This is a genomic window from Anabaena sp. CCY 9910, from assembly GCF_963920875.1.
Taxonomy (GTDB): domain Bacteria; phylum Cyanobacteriota; class Cyanobacteriia; order Cyanobacteriales; family Nostocaceae; genus Trichormus; species Trichormus variabilis.
The window spans coordinates 76,473-94,431 of sequence record NZ_CAWUDJ010000011.1 but is presented as its reverse complement, the minus strand read 5'-3'; the positions used below and the strand labels follow the sequence as shown (position 1 = coordinate 94,431).

Below are 17,959 nucleotides of genomic sequence, written 5' to 3'. Positions count from 1 at the left end.
AGCTTAGAGGGACATCAGAAATACAGTGAGGGCTTACGTATGAAAACATACCTATTAGGGTTATGGGTAAGGATCAAAAGCTATTAAACCCTCATATCCTCATACCCCTGAATCCTCACAAATTTTCATTGCGTGAGTCCTCATCGATTTCCATTATGTGTATTCGTCAAGCGACTAACAACATCCCCAGAATCAGCAGCCAAAATTGTAGAAAAACTTTAGATATTGAAGATTTGAGGTTTTAAGTGCAAGATTAATCTCAAATCAAAAATTCATAAATGAGAGAACTTTGGGGTGCCTTAGTTATATTAATTGTCTGTCCCTTCTTGGGCGCGTTACCTGTAATTGCTTGGATTACTTACGCGCTCAAGAAGAGACGTTTAGCTCAAATAGGTACAAGAAATATCAGTGTCTCCGCAGCTTTTTACCACGGTGGCACAATTGCCGGGATTTTAGCGGTTGTATCAGAAGCCCTTAAAGGAGTCGCCGCAATTTATCTTGCTCGTGCTTTCTTCCCTGAGGGGTCATTTTGGGAATTGCTTTCCCTGATAGCTTTGGTACTCGGTAGGTACTTTATGGGCAGAGGGGCGGGGACAACCAACGTAGTTTGGGGATTATTAGTACATGATCCCCTGCTAACAATTTTTGTGAGCCTGTTGGCAATTATCAGCTTCACCCTGTTGCAGTCGAGAAATGTGGTAAAGTACGGGGTCTTATTTGTGTTTCCTTTATTTGTGGTGCTTCTCCACGCCGAAGACTTTCCTAAAATTATTAGTGCTGTGGCACTAGCGGGATTGTTATGGTGGATTTATAAGAAAATTCCTGACGACTTGGATTTGTCTTCCCAAGAGGTAGATGCAGAGTCACAAGGCGTATTTGAATATTTACAGGGCAATGATGTCATCCTCAGTTTAGATGATGAGTTAGACCCGGCGATCGTGGGACACAAAGCCGCTACTTTATCCCAAATTAAGCGCTGGGGTTATCAAGTACCCAAGGGTTGGGTACTCACCCCTGGAGACGATCCAGAAAAATTATTAGAATTCCTCCAACCTTCCGAATTATCACCCCTAGTTGTCCGTTCTTCCGCCATTGGGGAAGACTCAGAACAGGCTTCGGCGGCTGGGCAATATTTAACAGTGATCCAAGTTGCCAGTTATCAGCAACTACAACAAGCCATTACAGAAGTCAGAGAATCATATAATTATTCACCTGCTGTGCAGTATCGGCGCGATCGCGGTCTACCCGACACAGCCATGTCAGTCCTGATTCAACAACAAGTCCAAAGCGCCTATTCTGGGGTAGCTTTTAGCCGTGATCCTATTACCCAGCAAGGTGATGCGGTGATTATCGAAGCCCTACCCGGTAGCCCTACTCAAGTTGTTTCCGGCAAAGTCACACCAGAACAATATCGGGCTTTTGTGCTGGAGGCCGATAATTTGTCTTCGGTGAAACTAGAAGGTACCGGAAGAGTACCCCAGGCATTAATTAAACAAGTGGCTTACTTAGCTCGTCGGCTAGAAAAGCGTTACCTGGGAGTACCGCAAGACATTGAGTGGAGTTACGACGGACAAACCTTGTGGTTATTGCAAGCAAGACCAATCACCACCTTATTACCCATCTGGACAAGGAAAATCGCGGCAGAAGTGATTCCAGGGGTGGTGCATCCCTTAACTTGGTCGATTAATCGTCCCTTAACTTGTGGCGTTTGGGGTGATATTTTTACGATAGTATTAGGCGATCGCTCTACAGGATTAGATTTTACAGAAACGGCAACCCTGCACTACTCTAGAGCCTACTTTAATGCCTCTCTTCTAGGAGAAATTTTCCTCAGAATGGGATTACCCCCAGAAAGTCTAGAGTTTTTAACAAGAGGCGCAAAAATCAGTAAACCACCGTTGCAGTCCACCTTACAAAATCTGCCGGGATTACTCAAGTTACTCAAACAAGAACTCAATTTAGAGAAAGACTTTAAACAAGATTACCAAAAGGTATTTATTCCGGGGTTATCTCAATTAGCCAATGTGTCCCTAGAGGAACAAGAAATAGGGGAACTGCTAGCCGGGATTGATTTCAACCTAGAATTGATGCGCCGTGGCACTTATTACAGCATTTTAGCTCCCCTGAGTGCCGCCATCAGACAGGGAGTTTTTCGGGTGAAAGATGAGCAAATTGATAACAGCGTCACCCCAGAAGTAGCCGCTTTACGCTCACTCAGAGCTTTAGCTGTAGATGCCAAACAGATATTACCAGAGTGTGAACCTGAGCAAGTCTTCGATACATTAGCGCAAGTCCCAGGGGGAGAAAAAATTCTCTATGAATTTAACGAATTATTGGAAGATTACGGTTATTTGAGTGATGTCGGCACAAATATCGCTGTCCCCACTTGGAAAGAAGACCCTCAACCCATCAAACAGTTATTTGTCCAGTTAATTCAACTCAGTGAGCCAGAAAAAGCCGAATTAGAAGCCAAAAAAGTTGTCGCCCCGAAACGCAAACGGGGGACTGTACAACGACGAGTGGATATAAAAGGGCGAGTCACCGAGCTTTATTCCCGGCTATTAGCCGAATTACGGTGGCGATTTGTGGCTTTAGAAAAAATTCTGCTGAAATCGGGAGTACTGAAGGAAGCAGGCGATATCTTCTTTTTAGAACTGGATGAATTACGAGATTTATTAGCCGATACCAATGATGAGTTAAGAGTTAGCTTAAACGAACTGATCAAATTTAGGCGATCGCAATTCCACCAAGACAGTCAAATTGAACAAGTCCCCCTGGTAGTCTACGGTAATATACCCCCTCATCCTTCAGAAACTACAGATGTTTACTCTGACCAAATATTACAAGGTATTGCCGCCAGTCACGGACAAGCCGAAGGCAGAATCAAAGTAGTACGAAACTTACAAAACTTACCAGACATCGACAAAGATACAATACTAGTAGTACCTTATACAGATTCTGGCTGGGCCCCTCTGTTAGTCAGAGCCGGAGGATTAGTTGCTGAAGCCGGCGGTAGACTTTCCCACGGGGCGATCGTCGCACGAGAATATGGTATACCTGCGGTTATGGATGTTAAAGGCGCAACGTGGATTTTGCAAGATGGTCAACGAGTCAGAATTGACGGGTCTAGGGGGATTGTGGAACTATCCAACGATTTACGACCAGAATGAGCGCAAAGAGGCAGGGTAGCAAAGTAAATCATTAATTTACGCAATGTGCGACTTATTTTTGAAACACCTCTCCATAGCGCGGAGTGCTTCTCGTAGAGTACCTTGCCCCTGAAACTGTAGAGACGTTGCATGCAACGTCTCTACTTTAAATCTTACTCCCCTTCCCTGTCTTTGCTACGCAACGCTAACGCCAACGACACGCTGCGCGAACGCAGGGAAGGGGTTGGGGGTTAGGTTTGAGAGAAAGTTGCACACGGCGTTAATTTTGAATTTTGTTGGCGCAGCCTTCCCGTAGGAAATTTTGAATTTTGAATTTTGAATTGTTCCACCTCCTGTCTTCTTAATGCGCGTTGACTAATAAAGCATTAAAATACATGAAGTAAAATGCTCTTTTAACCTTGGTTGCTGCTTCAGCACAGATTAGTATATGACTGACGTTCCCGCAGTTCGCATTCGCAATTTTTGTATTATTGCTCACATCGATCATGGGAAATCTACCCTGGCCGATCGCTTACTGCAAGCCACTGGCACTGTTGACGAGCGGCAAATGAAGGAACAGTTTCTCGACAACATGGATTTGGAACGGGAGCGCGGCATTACAATTAAGCTGCAAGCTGCCCGGATGAATTATCAAGCCAAAGATGGGCAGCAGTATGTACTGAATTTAATTGATACGCCGGGCCATGTGGACTTTTCCTATGAAGTTTCCCGCAGTTTGGCGGCGTGTGAGGGAGCTTTGCTAGTGGTAGACGCATCTCAAGGGGTTGAGGCGCAAACTCTGGCAAACGTATATTTAGCTCTCGAACATAATCTAGAAATTATCCCAGTTCTGAACAAAATCGACTTACCAGGGGCAGAACCAGACCGGGTAGTCGGTGAAATTGAAGAAATTATTGGTCTAGATTGCAGTGGAGCAATTCTCGCTTCGGCTAAAGAAGGAATCGGTATTAATGAAATTCTCGAAGCCGTTGTTGAGCGTGTACCACCACCCCCCAATACAGTTGATCAGCGCTTACGAGCATTAATCTTCGATAGTTACTATGATATCTATCGCGGTGTCATTGTATACTTCCGGGTAATGGATGGAACAGTGAAAAAAGGCGATCGCGTCTATCTCATGGCTTCCGAGAAAGAATACGAAATCGATGAATTAGGCGTTCTTTCTCCCACCCAAAAACCAGTCAATGAACTGCACGCTGGAGAGGTGGGTTATTTCGGTGCAGCAATTAAAGCAGTAGCTGATGCGCGGGTGGGTGACACAATCACCTTATGCAACGCCAAAGCAACAGAAGCTTTACCGGGATACACAGAAGCCAACCCAATGGTTTTTTGTGGAATGTTCCCCATTGATGCTGACCAATTTGAAGACCTGCGGGAAGCCTTAGAGAAGTTGAGGCTAAATGATGCCGCACTGCAATATGAACCAGAAACCTCTAGTGCGATGGGTTTTGGCTTCCGTTGTGGGTTCTTGGGTTTGCTGCACATGGAAATCGTTCAGGAACGCTTGGAACGAGAGTATGACTTAGATTTAATTATTACAGCCCCCTCGGTGGTGTATAAAGTCATCACCACCAAAGGCGAAGAACTGTATATAGATAATCCTAGCCATTTACCAGCCCCCAATGATCGCGAAAGGATTGAGGAACCATACGTCAAGGTGGAAATGATTACACCGGAAACCTATGTCGGCACTTTAATGGAGTTGTCGCAAAATCGCCGGGGTATCTTCAAAGATATGAAATATCTCACCCAAGGACGTACCACCCTCACTTACGAAATTCCTTTGGCAGAAGTTGTTACCGACTTTTTCGACCAAATGAAATCGCGATCGCGTGGTTATGCCAGTATGGAATATCACCTCATCGGCTACCGCGAGAACCCCTTGGTGAAGTTGGACATCATGATTAACGGCGATCCTGTCGATTCCTTAGCCATGATTGTTCACCGAGATAAAGCCTATGGTGTGGGACGTTCAATGGCGGAAAAACTCAAGGAATTAATTCCTCGTCATCAATTTAAAGTCCCCATTCAAGCGTCTATTGGTAGCAAAGTCATCGCCAGCGAACATATTCCCGCCTTGCGTAAAGATGTACTCGCCAAGTGTTATGGCGGTGACATCAGCCGGAAGAAGAAACTCTTGCAGAAACAAGCAAAAGGTAAAAAGCGGATGAAATCTGTTGGTACAGTCGATGTACCCCAGGAAGCTTTTATGGCTGTCTTGCGTTTAGATCAAAGCTAGAGACTATAGCTTAGCGCCTGACTCAGCTAACTAGGCTGGATGTCTCATCTTGCGTATCTGCATTAGGAAAACTATCAGAAAATCATACAGCGCATTTAATCACAATCGTGCTAACCAAAAATGTAGAAGGGCAGAATGTACCTTCTACATTTTTGTATTTTTTATGACTTCACTTTCAACAACTATAACCAGTATCATATTCGGCTAATAACTAATGATGTGCCTGCGCTGATAGGATATAGCTGTTGACTGTTGATAGACTTAAAAGCCTTATTTTGTCAGGGTTTTGTCTTAGCTTGATGTCCTAATCTATCTGGCCACGGCTATATCATTAAGATTTAAATATGGATATTGTAAAAACTAATTTTTTCATATACGTAAATACACTTAAAAGATTATCTAATTAGACTCTATCAAAATTTAAAATTGTTCCTTTTGATAGTTATTAGTGGAAAAATGTATACTATAAGCTTTTCTAATTTTATATCTTAGATTTTACACTCCACCTACTGGTGAGGGGTAAGAGACTTCATTTTAATGTGGCTTTGATCAGCTAATCTAAAGACCTTCATTAAAGCTCTGATAACTTTTTCCCACTAAAATCGCAAAAAATGTAAAAAAATCCGAAAATTTTAGTAACCAAATTCTGTGTAAGTGTCAATCTCATATTTTTAGATATTTATCAGCTAACGTTCTTTTACGTTCCAAGGTCACAAAAGCCAAAATGCTGACCGTTAGGAATTTTCTTAATTTTTAATTGCTGAAAGCATTGGGGAGTTTAGTCAATGAAGATATTGGTACTAAGTTGGGAATTTCCACCGAGAATAGTTGGCGGTATTGCTCGTCATGTGGCAGAACTATATCCTGAACTGGTAAAGCTAGGGCATGAAATCCATCTAATTACGGTAGAAGTTGGTCAAGCATCGATGTACGAAGTCGTGGAGGGAATACACGTACATCGAGTACCAGTTTCTCATAGTAATGACTTTTTTCACTGGGTAGTTAATCTGAACCAAAGCATGGGACATCACGGTGGGAAGTTAATTACGGAGGAAGGGCCGTTTGATTTAATCCATGCCCATGATTGGCTAGTGGGAGATGCAGCGATCGCTCTTAAGCATAACTTTAAAATTCCCCTGATTGCTACTATCCACGCCACAGAATACGGACGCTACAACGGGATTCACAACGACACCCAACGCTACATTCACGACAAAGAAAACCTACTCGCCTACAACGCCTGGCGAATTATCGTCTGTACCAACTATATGCGCCAAGAAGTAGGGCGCACCCTAGAAAGTCCCTGGGATAAAATCGATGTGATTTATAACGGTATTCGACCAGAAAAGAAACAGCACCACGAAGATTTTCATGCTCAAGATTTTCGTCGTCAATTTGCCGAAGACCATGAGAAGATTGTCTACTATGTTGGTCGGATGACTTATGAAAAAGGTGTATCAAATTTAATCAATGCAGCCCCCAAAGTCCTATCAGAGATGGGCGGCTACGTAAAATTTGTGATTGTTGGTGGTGGTAATACTGACAATCTTAAACGTCAGGCTTGGGATTTAGGAATTTGGCACAAATGTTACTTTACCGGTTTTCTTTCCGATGAGTATTTGGACAAATTCCAAACTGTGGCTGATTGTGCAGTATTTCCTAGTCTTTACGAACCCTTTGGGATTGTAGCTTTAGAAAGCTTCGCCTCGCGGGTTCCCGTAGTGGTGTCCGATACAGGCGGCTTCCCTGAGGTAGTGCAGCATACCCGAACAGGTATCGTAACTTGGGTGAATAACCACGATTCTTTGGCTTGGGGAATTCTAGAAGTTTTGAAAAATCCTGGTTATAGTCAATGGCTGATTGATAACGCCTATAAGGATTTGGAACACCGCTTTAGCTGGCCGAAATTAGCCCAACAAACCCAAGCTGTTTATCAACGAGTGGTGAAAGAGCGATCGCAAGTTGAATGGTAACAAAATGTAAAGACAGGCTGAGGCTTTTGCAGAGGAACTCAGGGAAGCAATAATTACTGGGCGTTATCCAGCGCTAACAAACAGTACAAGCCCTGTACGCTGGGAATTTTAGCCTTTGGAGTGCGAAATTAAGCAATAGTTGCAGTTTGCTCCAAAAGGTTCGTATGACAAGGGCATTCCCAAATATAGCAAAGTGCTGGAAGAATTTTATATCCCGTCTTACAGCATACCTGAAACTCTTGTTTCAGGGCAACACTGTCGAGGTTCTTCCTGCCCTAGCTGGCCCTGTCCTTAACTTAGGTGGGGGCGGCCCGGATGTGGAAGCGGCTATTCAGTGGATGATTAACCAAGTCAGGGGAACCGCTAAGGTTAACGTTGTTGTTCTCCGCACTTACGGCGGTAATGACTACAATCACCTGATTTATCGAATGTCCGGGGTAAACTCCGTGCAGACGTTGGTTATCAGCAATCGCCAAGATGCTAACAGAGATGATATTGTCCAGAAAGTCCTCAATGCTGGTGTAGTTTTCTTTGCAGGTGGCGACCAATGTCAATATATTCGTAGCTGGAAAAACACCAAGTTAGAAAAAGCTGTAGCGTCAGTTTACCGTAGAGGCGGAGCTGTTGGTGGTACTAGCGCTGGGGCAATGATTATGAGTGATTTCATCTACGACGCTTGTGCTTGCGAAGACCCCATCGAAACCAAAGACGCACTTGAAGACCCTTACCAGAACATTACCTTTACCTACAACTTCTTCCAATGGTCACATTTACAAGGAACCATCATTGACACCCACTTTGATAGTCGTAAACGCATGGGAAGAATCATGGCTTTTATTGCCAGACAAATTCAAGATGGTGTGTCTAGAAGTGCCTTAGGGATAGCCATTAGTGAGGAGACATCAGTTGTTGTAGATAAATATGGTAAGGCAAAAGTCCTGGGGAGAAACGCCGCTTATTTCGTCTTAGGCGACCATCCCCCAGAAATCTGCAAACCCCGGACACCACTCACATATTCTGACTACAAAATTTGGCGTGTCCCCTGTGGCGACACTTTTGATTTGAATAATCCACCAGCCAGGGGTTATTACTTCAGGAGTGTGAAGCGCGGGAGGTTCGATTCAGACCCTTATTAGTTGACGGTTGGGAATAAGTTTCTTCCTAAGCTGCTACGCATTTAAATTGTATATTTCGCACTCAGGTTGTCAAAAGTCCACAGTCCAAACTAGCCTTTGACTCTGGACTCTTGACTATGGACAGCCCTGACGCAAGAATATTTGATTTACGCGCGTATTAACTTATACCAAACTTGCTTGTTTACGTAAACTTTGAATAGTAGCGAAACACGCGATCGCTACTATATCAATTTCTTCTGCTGTATTAAAGCGTCCAATACCGAAGCGAATAGAAGCATAGGCTAGTTTTTCCTGGCTTCCCAAGGCTGTGAGGACGTGGGAGGGCGCAGTTTTGGTAGAGGAACAAGCAGAACCAGAAGACACCGCCACAACAGGCTGTAAGCCCAACTGGAGTGCAGCACCGTCCACCCCTTCAATACTGATATTCAAGTTTCCGGCTAATCTCTGGGTGGGATGTCCGTTGAGGTGTATTCCTTCCAGTTGTACAAGTTGTGACCACAATCTTTCCCTTAGCTGGGTAAGGCGCTGATTTTCTGTTGTCTGTTCTGCGAGGGCGATTTCTACAGCTTTGGCAAAACCGACGATTTGCGGTGTGTACAACGTTCCAGAACGCATCCCTCGTTCATGTCCGCCGCCATGCTGCTGGGGCGCGAGTTGGACTCTGGGATTGCACCTGCGGACGTATAATGCACCGATACCCTTAGGCCCGTACACTTTATGGGCTGTCAGAGACATCAAATCGATGTTCATCGCCTGCACATCCAGAGGGATTTTGCCAATAGCTTGGGCTGCATCTGTGTGAAAAATTATATTGTGAGTGCGGCATATTTCCCCAATTTCTGCCAAAGGTTGTAACACCCCAATTTCGTTATTAGCCGCCATCACCGATACTAAAATCGTCTCAGGACGCAACGCTTTTTCTAATTGCGCTAAATCAATCAATCCATCTGCTTGGACTGGTAAAATAGTTATCTCAAAACCAAGTGTTTTTAAATATTCACAAGGGTCAAGTACAGCATGATGTTCAGTGGCAACAGTGATAATATGCTGACCCTTGGTAAAATAAGCCTCAGCCACACCTTTAATAGCTAAATTATTCGCTTCTGTAGCCCCACTAGTAAAGACGATCTCTTCTGGAGTCGCATTAATTGCTGCTGCTAAAATTTCCCGTGCTTGTTTCACAGCCGCTTCTGCTTCCCAACCATAAATATGACCGATACTAGCCGGGTTGCCAAATTTTTCTGTAAAGTAAGGTAGCATTGCTGCTAATACTTGTTCATCTAGAGGTGTGGTAGCGTGACAATCAAGATATATAGGACGATTAGACATAAACTAGCTCAAAAGTTGACTTAATTTTTTTAATATGCTGAGAACTTTGTATAATTCATTTTCTCGTTTAAATAAAGTAAATTGGTCAGATAAAGCATAATGTAACCCAGCATTATTAGTTAATTTTATAAATATAAAATCACTTCCATTTGTTACTAATCCAAATATGGGTTGAGCTTGATCGGGATTAGCTATCATATAAGTTAATGCTTGAGGGATACCTTCCAATAGCGACCAACTTGACCTTTTTGATTCAATTACTAATAACCATAATCTTTGTTGAAGGACTAAAACATCAATTCTCCCTCTAACAACTTCTCCTTCCTGCTCAGCCGAAAGTTCTATAGATTGCTCACTTCTAATAAAAAAAGGTTCATCATAGAATCCAGCTAAATCTAACAATGGAGATAAAATTACTAATTTTACAGTCTCTTCAGCTATCGGAGGGCGATTTACTAAACGAAGAAATTGAGATTTTGCTCTATCTAAATAGAGCTTTTCTACATCTGCAATTTCCGGTAGTAACTCGAACCATTCTGTGAAGAAATTTGCATCCTTTGATATTTGCAGACCAAATCTTTCTTCTAGATAGGCAATGCCGATATTTTGTGCTTGGATAAATTGAACCATAGTTCAGACAATAGAAAGCTTACTATTTATTGTAGGTACAATTTTTGTAAAATATTATTTATTATAAAAATATACAAAACTTAGCATCAGTCTATGATTGTTTACTGCGCTGATATTTGTCGTCACCTAATTTAATTATTCATTAATTCTTGTAACTTATTTAATACTGCTTGAGCATGACCTTTAGTTTTGACATTAGGCCAAGTATAGGCAATGATGCCATCAGTTGATATCAAAAAAGTTGAGCGCGCTACACCCATATATTCTTTGCCCATAAATTTCTTTAAGCGCCAAGCGCCATAGGCTTCTATGAGTTGATGTTCTGGGTCACTTAATAGGGTAATCGATAAATTATGTTTGTCAATAAATTTGCAGTGTGCTTTACCAGAGTCGGGACTAACTCCTAAAATTTTGGCTCCTAATTGATGAAATTCCTGATATAAACCTGTGAAATCTTTGGCTTCTGTGGTACATCCAGGGGTGTCATCTTTGGGGTAGAAATATATGACAACCCATTGACCATGAAAATCATTCAGGCTAACTAAATTACCGTTCTGGTCAGGAGTTGAGAAATCGGGCGCTGGCTGTCCGGCTTGGGGAACGTTACTCATGATGATACTGCTGTAATATTGTGTTAGAGACTTCCAGATAAAAAAATATCCAACTGGGTAGGGTGCGTCAGTGGGAGAAAACTTAGCTGTACCAAGAAATTATTCATACTGACGCACCATACTAACCGTCAATTTAGAATAATTTATTTTTTGGTCTTCCCTTATTTGGAGTACCGAGAATATTTGTTGGAATTGATACTTACTCTACATTACCGCTACGCTGTAACTGAGAAGTTTCATCGACATTAATAGCACTGCGAATATTACCAGTTAAATCACAGTTTTCCACTGTACCCGTACTATTTTTATAGGCGTACACTCCATAATATTTATTCTTATTGATACTACATCTGCGAATCACAGGATTTCCCCTGTCTCTAATTTCTACACCAGAAAAACCATTACTGAAGATATTACAATCTTCCACTATCCCACGTCCGTTGAGGTGAACTAAGATACCATCCCCTTGTTGATTATCATGGATTCGGCATTTTTGAATGGTGGGGTTGCTACTATCTCTAATTTCTATGCCGGATAGATTATTGTTGAAAATATCGCAATCTTCTACAATTCCCTGAGCCTGATTACGAAATAAAATACCGCCTTCTTTATCTTGGTGTATTTTGCAACGACGAATTATCGGTTGCGCTGCATCAACGGTGATTTCCGTGGTTGTATTCCCAAAGAAATCACAATCTTCTATTGTTCCGCGACTATTTTCATACAGATAAATTCCACTTTGTTTACCATCATGAATTTGGCATTTTTGAATGACTGGGTTAGCTGTAGCGCCATGAACACCAATTCCCGACAATGAATCAGATGTAATATCACAGTCTGCTAAAATTACCTGTCCTTGGGATATATCTACAGCAAAATACTGCTTGTTTTCCGTTCCCACACGACTACGGAAAGTCAAGCCTCTGACTTCAGCTTGGTCAGTTTTCACTACAAGACAACCTGCATCTTTACTTTCGATGATAATTTCTGCCTTGACCCCATCACCGATGATTTTTAATGCTTTGTCGAGTACTAAACTTTCTTGGTAGAGACCAGGACGTACCAGAATACGCATCCCTGGTTGAGCATTTTCTATGGCTGCACTAATAGTTTTATAGTCGCCACCGCCTTCTTGAGACACAATCAAAGTAGTCTTTGGTAATAATCTAGATAGAGCTAAAGCCCCAGTTAACCCTAGACCACTAAAACCAACTGCTGTAATTAACCGTCGTCTCGTCCATCCTTTTGGTTTTGGTGGAGGTGGTGGAGGTGGTTGCAAGCTTTTTTCAATATCTGCTAACCGTTGCAAAATTATATGGGTATTTTGTGGGCGTTGGGCAGGTAAACGCTCCATCATTTGATCGAGTAAATCTGCAAACTGTGGCAGAATATTAGGGCGATCGCCTACTGTAGGCGTAACACTATTACTTCCAGTAGACAGTAGCCCATCACGCCAGCGTAATTCATCATTTAAATAATTATAAATTGTTGGGTCAGATGGTTCTTTTCCTGTTAATAAATAAATGAAGGTACGTCCCAAAGCAAAAAAGTCTGATTGCTGTACGGCTTGACCGTTAATTTGTTCTGAAGGTGTGTAACCTGCGGAAATAACCCCTGTAACTTGTCCTACCGCTTGCTTGGCTATGTAAGTTCCCGTCACTGACCGCGCTGTACCAAAGTCTATCAGCACCAGACGACCATCCGCCCGTAACATAATATTTGATGGTTTAATATCTCGATGAAACAAGCCTTGCTGATGGACTTGATGGAGAATTATCATGACTTCTTTGAACCATTGCAAAGCTAACTTTTGGTCAATGGGTCGATAATCTCTTTGTCTTAAATATTGACCTAAATCTAAACCCTCAATTTTTTCCATGACCAAACAGTGCATTGGTTCTTGACTATTTCGCGGAAAATACACGAAATAACCATTGGCTTCTACTGTCGGGATTCCGGGATAATTGAGTAGAGCTAAAACTTCGGCTTCTCGTTGAAATAGCTCCACTGCTTTGGGATGATTGTTAATTAGGACTTTGAGGACTTTTGCTGTTTGAGTACGTGTATCGTTGACTGCAAAAGTTTTACCAAAGCCACCACCTCCCAGAACACTAACTACTCGGTAGCGTCCTTCCAGAAGTAATTCTGAGCCACAAGTCTGACAAAACAGGACATTATCAGGGTTTTGTGGTTTTGAGCATTGAGGGTTTATGCAGAGGCTCATCGCTTCGGCAAGTAACAGTTTTATCAGAATAGTTTAACCTGATCAGGATTCTTCATAATAAATTAGGCGATCGCAATAAGCTATTCTGCTTTTAAGTCCCACAATCCTAGTACTTACGTAGTGTTGCTAATTTTCTGGCTTTTTTATCAATAGTCAAAATCAAGGTTTTTGGACTGTGGACTATTGACTATTGACCTTTCTTCATCATGATTTTTCCATTTCATGGTTCAAAAAAGCTCCTACTGTGGCACTCTGAGAAACATAGGCTTTTAAATCTGATATTTTAACTACAGCAAATCCACCTAATTAAGGTTATGCAAACTCTGCCGACACCCACAACATCCAGTAATACAGCCAACCAAAGCACATTTGATACGACAATCAAGCGTCGTAAAACCCGTCCGGTAAAAGTGGGTAATGTCACCATCGGCGGTGGTTACCCTGTGGTGGTGCAGTCGATGATTAACGAAGACACTCTTGATATCGACGGTTCCGTAGCCGCTATTCGGCGCTTGCACGAAATTGGCTGTGAAATCGTCCGTGTCACAGTGCCAAGCATAGCTCACGCCGTAGCGTTGGCAGAAATTAAACAAAAACTCATTACAACTTACCAAGATGTGCCAATTGTTGCTGACGTACATCACAATGGGATGAAAATTGCCCTGGAAGTTGCCAAACATATCGAAAAAGTACGGATAAATCCCGGCTTGTATGTGTTTGAGAAACCCAACACCAACAGAACTGAATATACTCAAGCCGAATTTGAGGAAATTGGCGAAAAAATCCGCGAAACTCTCGCACCCTTGGTAATTACTCTGCGCGACCAAGGTAAAGCCATGCGTATTGGTGTCAATCATGGTTCTCTTGCTGAGAGAATGTTATTTACCTACGGCGATACTCCAGAAGGCATGGTGGAATCAGCCTTAGAATTTATTCGCATCTGCGAATCTCTAGACTTCCGCAACATCGTCATTTCCATGAAAGCCTCACGAGTTCCCGTGATGGTAGCCGCCTATCGCCTCATGGCTAAACGCATGGATGATTTAGGCATGGATTATCCCTTACATTTAGGTGTCACCGAAGCTGGTGATGGTGAATATGGACGGATTAAATCTACAGCAGGTATTGCCACATTATTAGCTGATGGTATTGGTGATACTATTCGCGTCTCCCTAACAGAAGCACCGGAAAAGGAAATTCCGGTCTGTTACAGCATTCTGCAAGCTTTAGGTTTGCGGAAAACAATGGTGGAATATGTAGCTTGTCCTTCCTGCGGTCGTACTTTATTTAACTTAGAAGAAGTACTACATAAAGTACGTGAATCTACTAAACACCTCACAGGACTAGACATTGCCGTCATGGGTTGCATCGTCAATGGCCCTGGAGAGATGGCTGATGCTGACTACGGTTATGTAGGTAAAACTCCTGGTTACATTTCTTTATATCGTGGCAGAGAAGAAATTAAAAAAGTTCCAGAAGATAAAGGCGTTGAAGAACTCATTAATTTAATTAAAGCTGATGGTCGCTGGGTAGATCCTTAGTGAAAGCATGGGTGTAGGGAGTAGAGGGAAATAAGAAATCCGGCGTTGCATAAATGCGGGATGAATTGGGACTTTTGCACAAAGCATAATATTGATTCTTTGCGTCTTTGCGCCTTTGCGTGAGACAAAAATCATCCCACTAATCAGCAACGCCAGAAATCCCTACTCCCACATTTTTCATAAATAAACTTTCTGTAAACAACAGTCGCCTATGTCGCCGGATTACAAAGTATTTTGATGAAGTTAGGAATACATACTCGGTCGTTACACTTTACCCTGTGTTAGATTGAGCATACTGACTATAAATCTTTCCCTCTGACGCAGCTGTCATTATGGTGATTACAAAAAGTAGGCTTGTTTTGGGTGCTACGGCAGTGACACTCTCCACGATCGCAGTTACTAGCCTTGGCATCCACTCGCGCGGTCAGGCTTTATTTAAAGCAAGTCCCAAGGAATTGGTAGATGAAGTATGGCAAATCGTTCAGCGTCAATACGTAGACGGCACTTTTAACCAAGTGGATTGGCAAGCTGTTCGTAAGGAATACTTAAACAAGTCCTACAGTAACCAGCAGGAAGCTTATAAGTCCATACGGGAAATGCTCAAACGCCTGAATGATCCATACACCCGGTTTATGGACCCTCAGGAGTTCAAGAATATGCAGGTGGATACCTCCGGAGAACTTACAGGGATTGGTATCACCATCAGTCAGGATGAAAAAACTAAGCAATTGGTAGTGATTGCACCAATTGAAGACACCCCAGCTTTTAAAGCTGGCATTTTAGCTAAAGATGTCATCCTCAAAATTGATGGTAAAAGCACCAAGGGGATGGATACTAATCAAGCTGTAAATTTGATCCGAGGTGCAGCTGGCTCACAAGTAACCTTGACGATTCAGCGTAGCAATCAAGAAAAACAATTTAAAATCACAAGGGCGCGGATTGAAATTCATCCGGTGCGCTATTCTCAAAAGCCAACCTCTGTTGGTAAAGTAGGCTACATTCGTCTTAACCAGTTCAGCGCCAATGCTGGTAAAGAGATGCAGGAAGCCATCAAAAATTTAGAAAAACAACAAGTAGCTGGTTATATTCTGGATTTACGCGGTAATCCTGGTGGTTTACTCTTTTCCAGTGTAGAAATTGCGCGGATGTGGATGGATAAAGGCACAATTGTCTCTACTGTTGACCGCCAAGGGGAACGAGAAAGAGAAGTGGCGAACGGACGCGCTTTGACAAACAAACCTTTAGTAATTTTGGTGGATAAAGGTTCAGCCAGTGCTAGTGAAATTCTCTCTGGCGCATTGCAAGATAATAAGCGTGCTGTTATTGTAGGTACTCAAACTTTTGGTAAGGGCTTAGTACAATCAGTCCGTCCTCTAGATGATGGCTCAGGATTGGCAGTCACAATCGCCAAATACCTAACTCCCAATGATAGGGATATTAACAAGCATGGTATTGATCCCGATGTGAAAGTAGAATTAACCGATGCCCAACGCCAAGATTTGTGGCTACGTGAGCGCGAAAAACTCGGCACATTGGACGATTTGCAATTTGCTAAAGCAGTGGAAATCTTAGGTAAACAGATTGCTGCCAAAGGTACGCCAACGGCAGAAAAGAAGTAAGGCAGTTAGTGAATGGGGAAGAAATTTCCCCACATTCCCTAAAATTACTGTGGTTGGCACTTGCCAGCTCTAATTAAGCCGATGCGACGGGCGATCGCATCTTCTCTTGAGTCAAAAGGCCCCCATTGTTCAACAAACTCTGAATTACTCTCCCCAAGTTTTTCGCTGGGGATAATGTCACAGCTACCAGTATTTTGCTTGACAATATGCCAAGTTTGTGCATTATTCATATATTAATAAAAATTTTATTTTTATCGGAAAAATTGTCTGGTATTAGCATTAAGCACTCTATCATTTTTGTGCTATGCCCTCACAATTTCCATAAAAGGTAATCAAAAATACCCTAAATGTAGGGTGCGTCAGTGCGATAGATCCCAACTATACTCAGAAATTATTCATACTGACGCACCCTACCAAATCATCGATTTCGGATAATTTATTTTTTGGTGTTCCCTAAGGTAAAATTCAGTATACAAATGCTGAATCCATTATGAATAAACCAAAGATTTTTATTGATGGGGAAGCGGGAACTACAGGCTTACAGATTTACTCACGCCTCAACGAGCGAGATGATATTGAGCTAGTTAGTATTGCAGCATCGAAGCGCAAGGATGCGGATGAGCGAGCAAAATTACTCAACTCCGTCGATGTAGCCATTCTTTGTTTACCTGATGATGCAGCGCGGGAAGCTGTTAGTTTAGTTAACAGTAGTCAGGTGAAAATCCTTGATGCTAGCACCGCTTATCGCACGGCTCAAGGTTGGGTATATGGTTTTCCGGAAATGAACCCAGGACAGCGAGAAAAAATCGCCAATGCTCAGTTTGTGAGCAATCCGGGGTGTTATCCTACAGGGTTTTTAGCTTGTGTACGTCCGTTAATAGCTCAAGGTATTCTTCCCAGTAGCTTCCCCATAACAATTAATGCGGTGTCTGGTTACTCTGGGGGTGGTAAGAGCTTGATCCAAAAATATGATAGCTTCCACGAGCAGCAGAAGGGCGCAACCTCAGATTATCCCTTCGGTATTTATGGTTTACAGTTCGGTCATAAGCACGTTAAAGAGATGCACCAGCATTCTGGGTTAGCATCACCGCCATTGTTTATCCCTGCGGTGGGTGACTTCGAGCAAGGAATGTTGGTACAAATACCCTTACCTCTGTGGACTTTAGACAATCCGCCATCGGGTGAAGAGATTCATCAAGCGATCGCCCAATACTACCAAGGGGAAAAGTTTGTGCAGGTAGCCCCATTTCAAGACCCTAGCCTGTTACGTGACGGCACATTTTTAGACGCAACGGCAGTTAACGGTAGTAATATTGTTCAGGTTTTCGTCTTTGCTAACGATAATACAAAAGAAGCGCTGTTAGTGGCTAGATTAGATAATTTGGGCAAAGGCGCATCAGGTGCAGCCGTCCAAAACCTAAATATTATGCTAGGTCTTCCAGAAGAGTTAGGATTATGACGTTATTGGTTATCAGATTAACTAATGA

Annotated in this window: 12 protein-coding genes; 7 read left to right on the top strand and 5 right to left on the bottom strand. The window is 42.6% G+C overall.

Going from position 1 to position 17,959, the window contains the following annotated elements; all coding sequences use genetic code 11:
• Positions 1–278: 278 nt before the first annotated feature.
• From ACM5QX_RS11165 to ACM5QX_RS11150, 4 genes are all read left to right on the top strand, one after another.
• Positions 279–3,170 carry a glycerol-3-phosphate acyltransferase gene (locus tag ACM5QX_RS11165; RefSeq protein ID WP_414753566.1) on the top strand — a complete coding sequence of 964 codons (2,892 nt, stop codon included), beginning with the start codon at positions 279–281 and terminating at the stop codon, positions 3,168–3,170.
• 427 nt (positions 3,171–3,597) lie between these two features.
• Positions 3,598–5,409, top strand: coding sequence for a translation elongation factor 4 (gene lepA, locus ACM5QX_RS11160; protein ID WP_414753565.1), 1,812 nt, complete (start codon positions 3,598–3,600; stop codon positions 5,407–5,409).
• A gap of 785 nt (positions 5,410–6,194) precedes the next feature.
• The gene (locus ACM5QX_RS11155; protein ID WP_011317323.1) at positions 6,195–7,382 is read left to right on the top strand and encodes a glycosyltransferase family 4 protein; all 1,188 of its coding nucleotides are present in this window, start codon (positions 6,195–6,197) and stop codon (positions 7,380–7,382) included.
• Between the two features lie 164 nt (positions 7,383–7,546).
• Entirely contained in the window at positions 7,547–8,518 is a 972-nt protein-coding gene (locus ACM5QX_RS11150) for a cyanophycinase (RefSeq protein ID WP_414753564.1), read from the top strand.
• 162 nt (positions 8,519–8,680) lie between these two features.
• Here the strand turns inward: ACM5QX_RS11150 and ACM5QX_RS11145 are convergent, their stop codons facing one another.
• The 4 genes from ACM5QX_RS11145 to ACM5QX_RS11130 form a co-directional block, all read right to left on the bottom strand.
• Positions 8,681–9,847: a cysteine desulfurase family protein gene (locus tag ACM5QX_RS11145; RefSeq protein WP_414753563.1), complete on the bottom strand. Its 1,167-nt coding sequence runs from the start codon at positions 9,845–9,847 to the stop codon at positions 8,681–8,683.
• 3 nt (positions 9,848–9,850) lie between these two features.
• On the bottom strand, positions 9,851–10,477 hold the full coding sequence (locus ACM5QX_RS11140; RefSeq protein ID WP_414753562.1) for a type I restriction endonuclease: 627 nt from the start codon (positions 10,475–10,477) through the stop codon (positions 9,851–9,853).
• A 131-nt stretch (positions 10,478–10,608) separates the two neighbouring features.
• Positions 10,609–11,088 carry a thioredoxin-dependent thiol peroxidase gene (gene bcp / locus ACM5QX_RS11135; RefSeq protein WP_414753561.1) on the bottom strand — a complete coding sequence of 160 codons (480 nt, stop codon included), beginning with the start codon at positions 11,086–11,088 and terminating at the stop codon, positions 10,609–10,611.
• A 199-nt stretch (positions 11,089–11,287) separates the two neighbouring features.
• Positions 11,288–13,312, bottom strand: a complete 2,025-nt coding sequence (locus ACM5QX_RS11130) for a right-handed parallel beta-helix repeat-containing protein (protein WP_414753560.1) — start codon at positions 13,310–13,312, stop codon at positions 11,288–11,290.
• A 314-nt stretch (positions 13,313–13,626) separates the two neighbouring features.
• Between ACM5QX_RS11130 and ispG the strand changes: the two genes are divergently transcribed.
• Complete coding sequence (gene ispG, locus ACM5QX_RS11125; protein WP_011317317.1) at positions 13,627–14,853, top strand: (E)-4-hydroxy-3-methylbut-2-enyl-diphosphate synthase; 1,227 nt, start codon at positions 13,627–13,629, stop codon at positions 14,851–14,853.
• Positions 14,854–15,185: 332 nt separating this feature from the next.
• Positions 15,186–16,472, top strand: a complete 1,287-nt coding sequence (gene ctpC / locus ACM5QX_RS11120; RefSeq protein WP_414753559.1) for a carboxyl-terminal processing protease CtpC — start codon at positions 15,186–15,188, stop codon at positions 16,470–16,472.
• A 44-nt stretch (positions 16,473–16,516) separates the two neighbouring features.
• Here ctpC and ACM5QX_RS11115 read toward each other — a convergent pair whose 3' ends face one another.
• Entirely contained in the window at positions 16,517–16,702 is a 186-nt protein-coding gene (locus ACM5QX_RS11115) for a DDE transposase family protein (RefSeq protein WP_414753558.1), read from the bottom strand.
• A gap of 260 nt (positions 16,703–16,962) precedes the next feature.
• On the opposite strand from ACM5QX_RS11115, the gene argC reads away from it, so the two are divergent.
• Positions 16,963–17,931 (top strand): N-acetyl-gamma-glutamyl-phosphate reductase, encoded by a 969-nt coding sequence (gene argC, locus ACM5QX_RS11110; RefSeq protein WP_414753557.1) that lies wholly within the window; start codon positions 16,963–16,965, stop codon positions 17,929–17,931.
• Positions 17,932–17,959: the final 28 nt, after the last annotated feature.

Excerpts from the sequence above, each read along its gene's own strand:
- ACM5QX_RS11165 (WP_414753566.1), top strand. The coding sequence starts at position 279 with ATGAGAGAACTTTGGGGTGCCTTAGTTATATTAATTGTCTGTCCCTTC.
- lepA (WP_414753565.1), top strand. The coding sequence starts at position 3,598 with ATGACTGACGTTCCCGCAGTTCGCATTCGCAATTTTTGTATTATTGCT.
- ACM5QX_RS11155 (WP_011317323.1), top strand. The coding sequence starts at position 6,195 with ATGAAGATATTGGTACTAAGTTGGGAATTTCCACCGAGAATAGTTGGC.
- ACM5QX_RS11150 (WP_414753564.1), top strand. The coding sequence starts at position 7,547 with ATGACAAGGGCATTCCCAAATATAGCAAAGTGCTGGAAGAATTTTATA.
- ACM5QX_RS11145 (WP_414753563.1), bottom strand. The coding sequence starts at position 9,847 with ATGTCTAATCGTCCTATATATCTTGATTGTCACGCTACCACACCTCTA.
- ACM5QX_RS11140 (WP_414753562.1), bottom strand. The coding sequence starts at position 10,477 with ATGGTTCAATTTATCCAAGCACAAAATATCGGCATTGCCTATCTAGAA.
- bcp (WP_414753561.1), bottom strand. The coding sequence starts at position 11,088 with ATGAGTAACGTTCCCCAAGCCGGACAGCCAGCGCCCGATTTCTCAACT.
- ACM5QX_RS11130 (WP_414753560.1), bottom strand. The coding sequence starts at position 13,312 with ATGAGCCTCTGCATAAACCCTCAATGCTCAAAACCACAAAACCCTGAT.
- ispG (WP_011317317.1), top strand. The coding sequence starts at position 13,627 with ATGCAAACTCTGCCGACACCCACAACATCCAGTAATACAGCCAACCAA.
- ctpC (WP_414753559.1), top strand. The coding sequence starts at position 15,186 with ATGGTGATTACAAAAAGTAGGCTTGTTTTGGGTGCTACGGCAGTGACA.
- ACM5QX_RS11115 (WP_414753558.1), bottom strand. The coding sequence starts at position 16,702 with ATGAATAATGCACAAACTTGGCATATTGTCAAGCAAAATACTGGTAGC.
- argC (WP_414753557.1), top strand. The coding sequence starts at position 16,963 with ATGAATAAACCAAAGATTTTTATTGATGGGGAAGCGGGAACTACAGGC.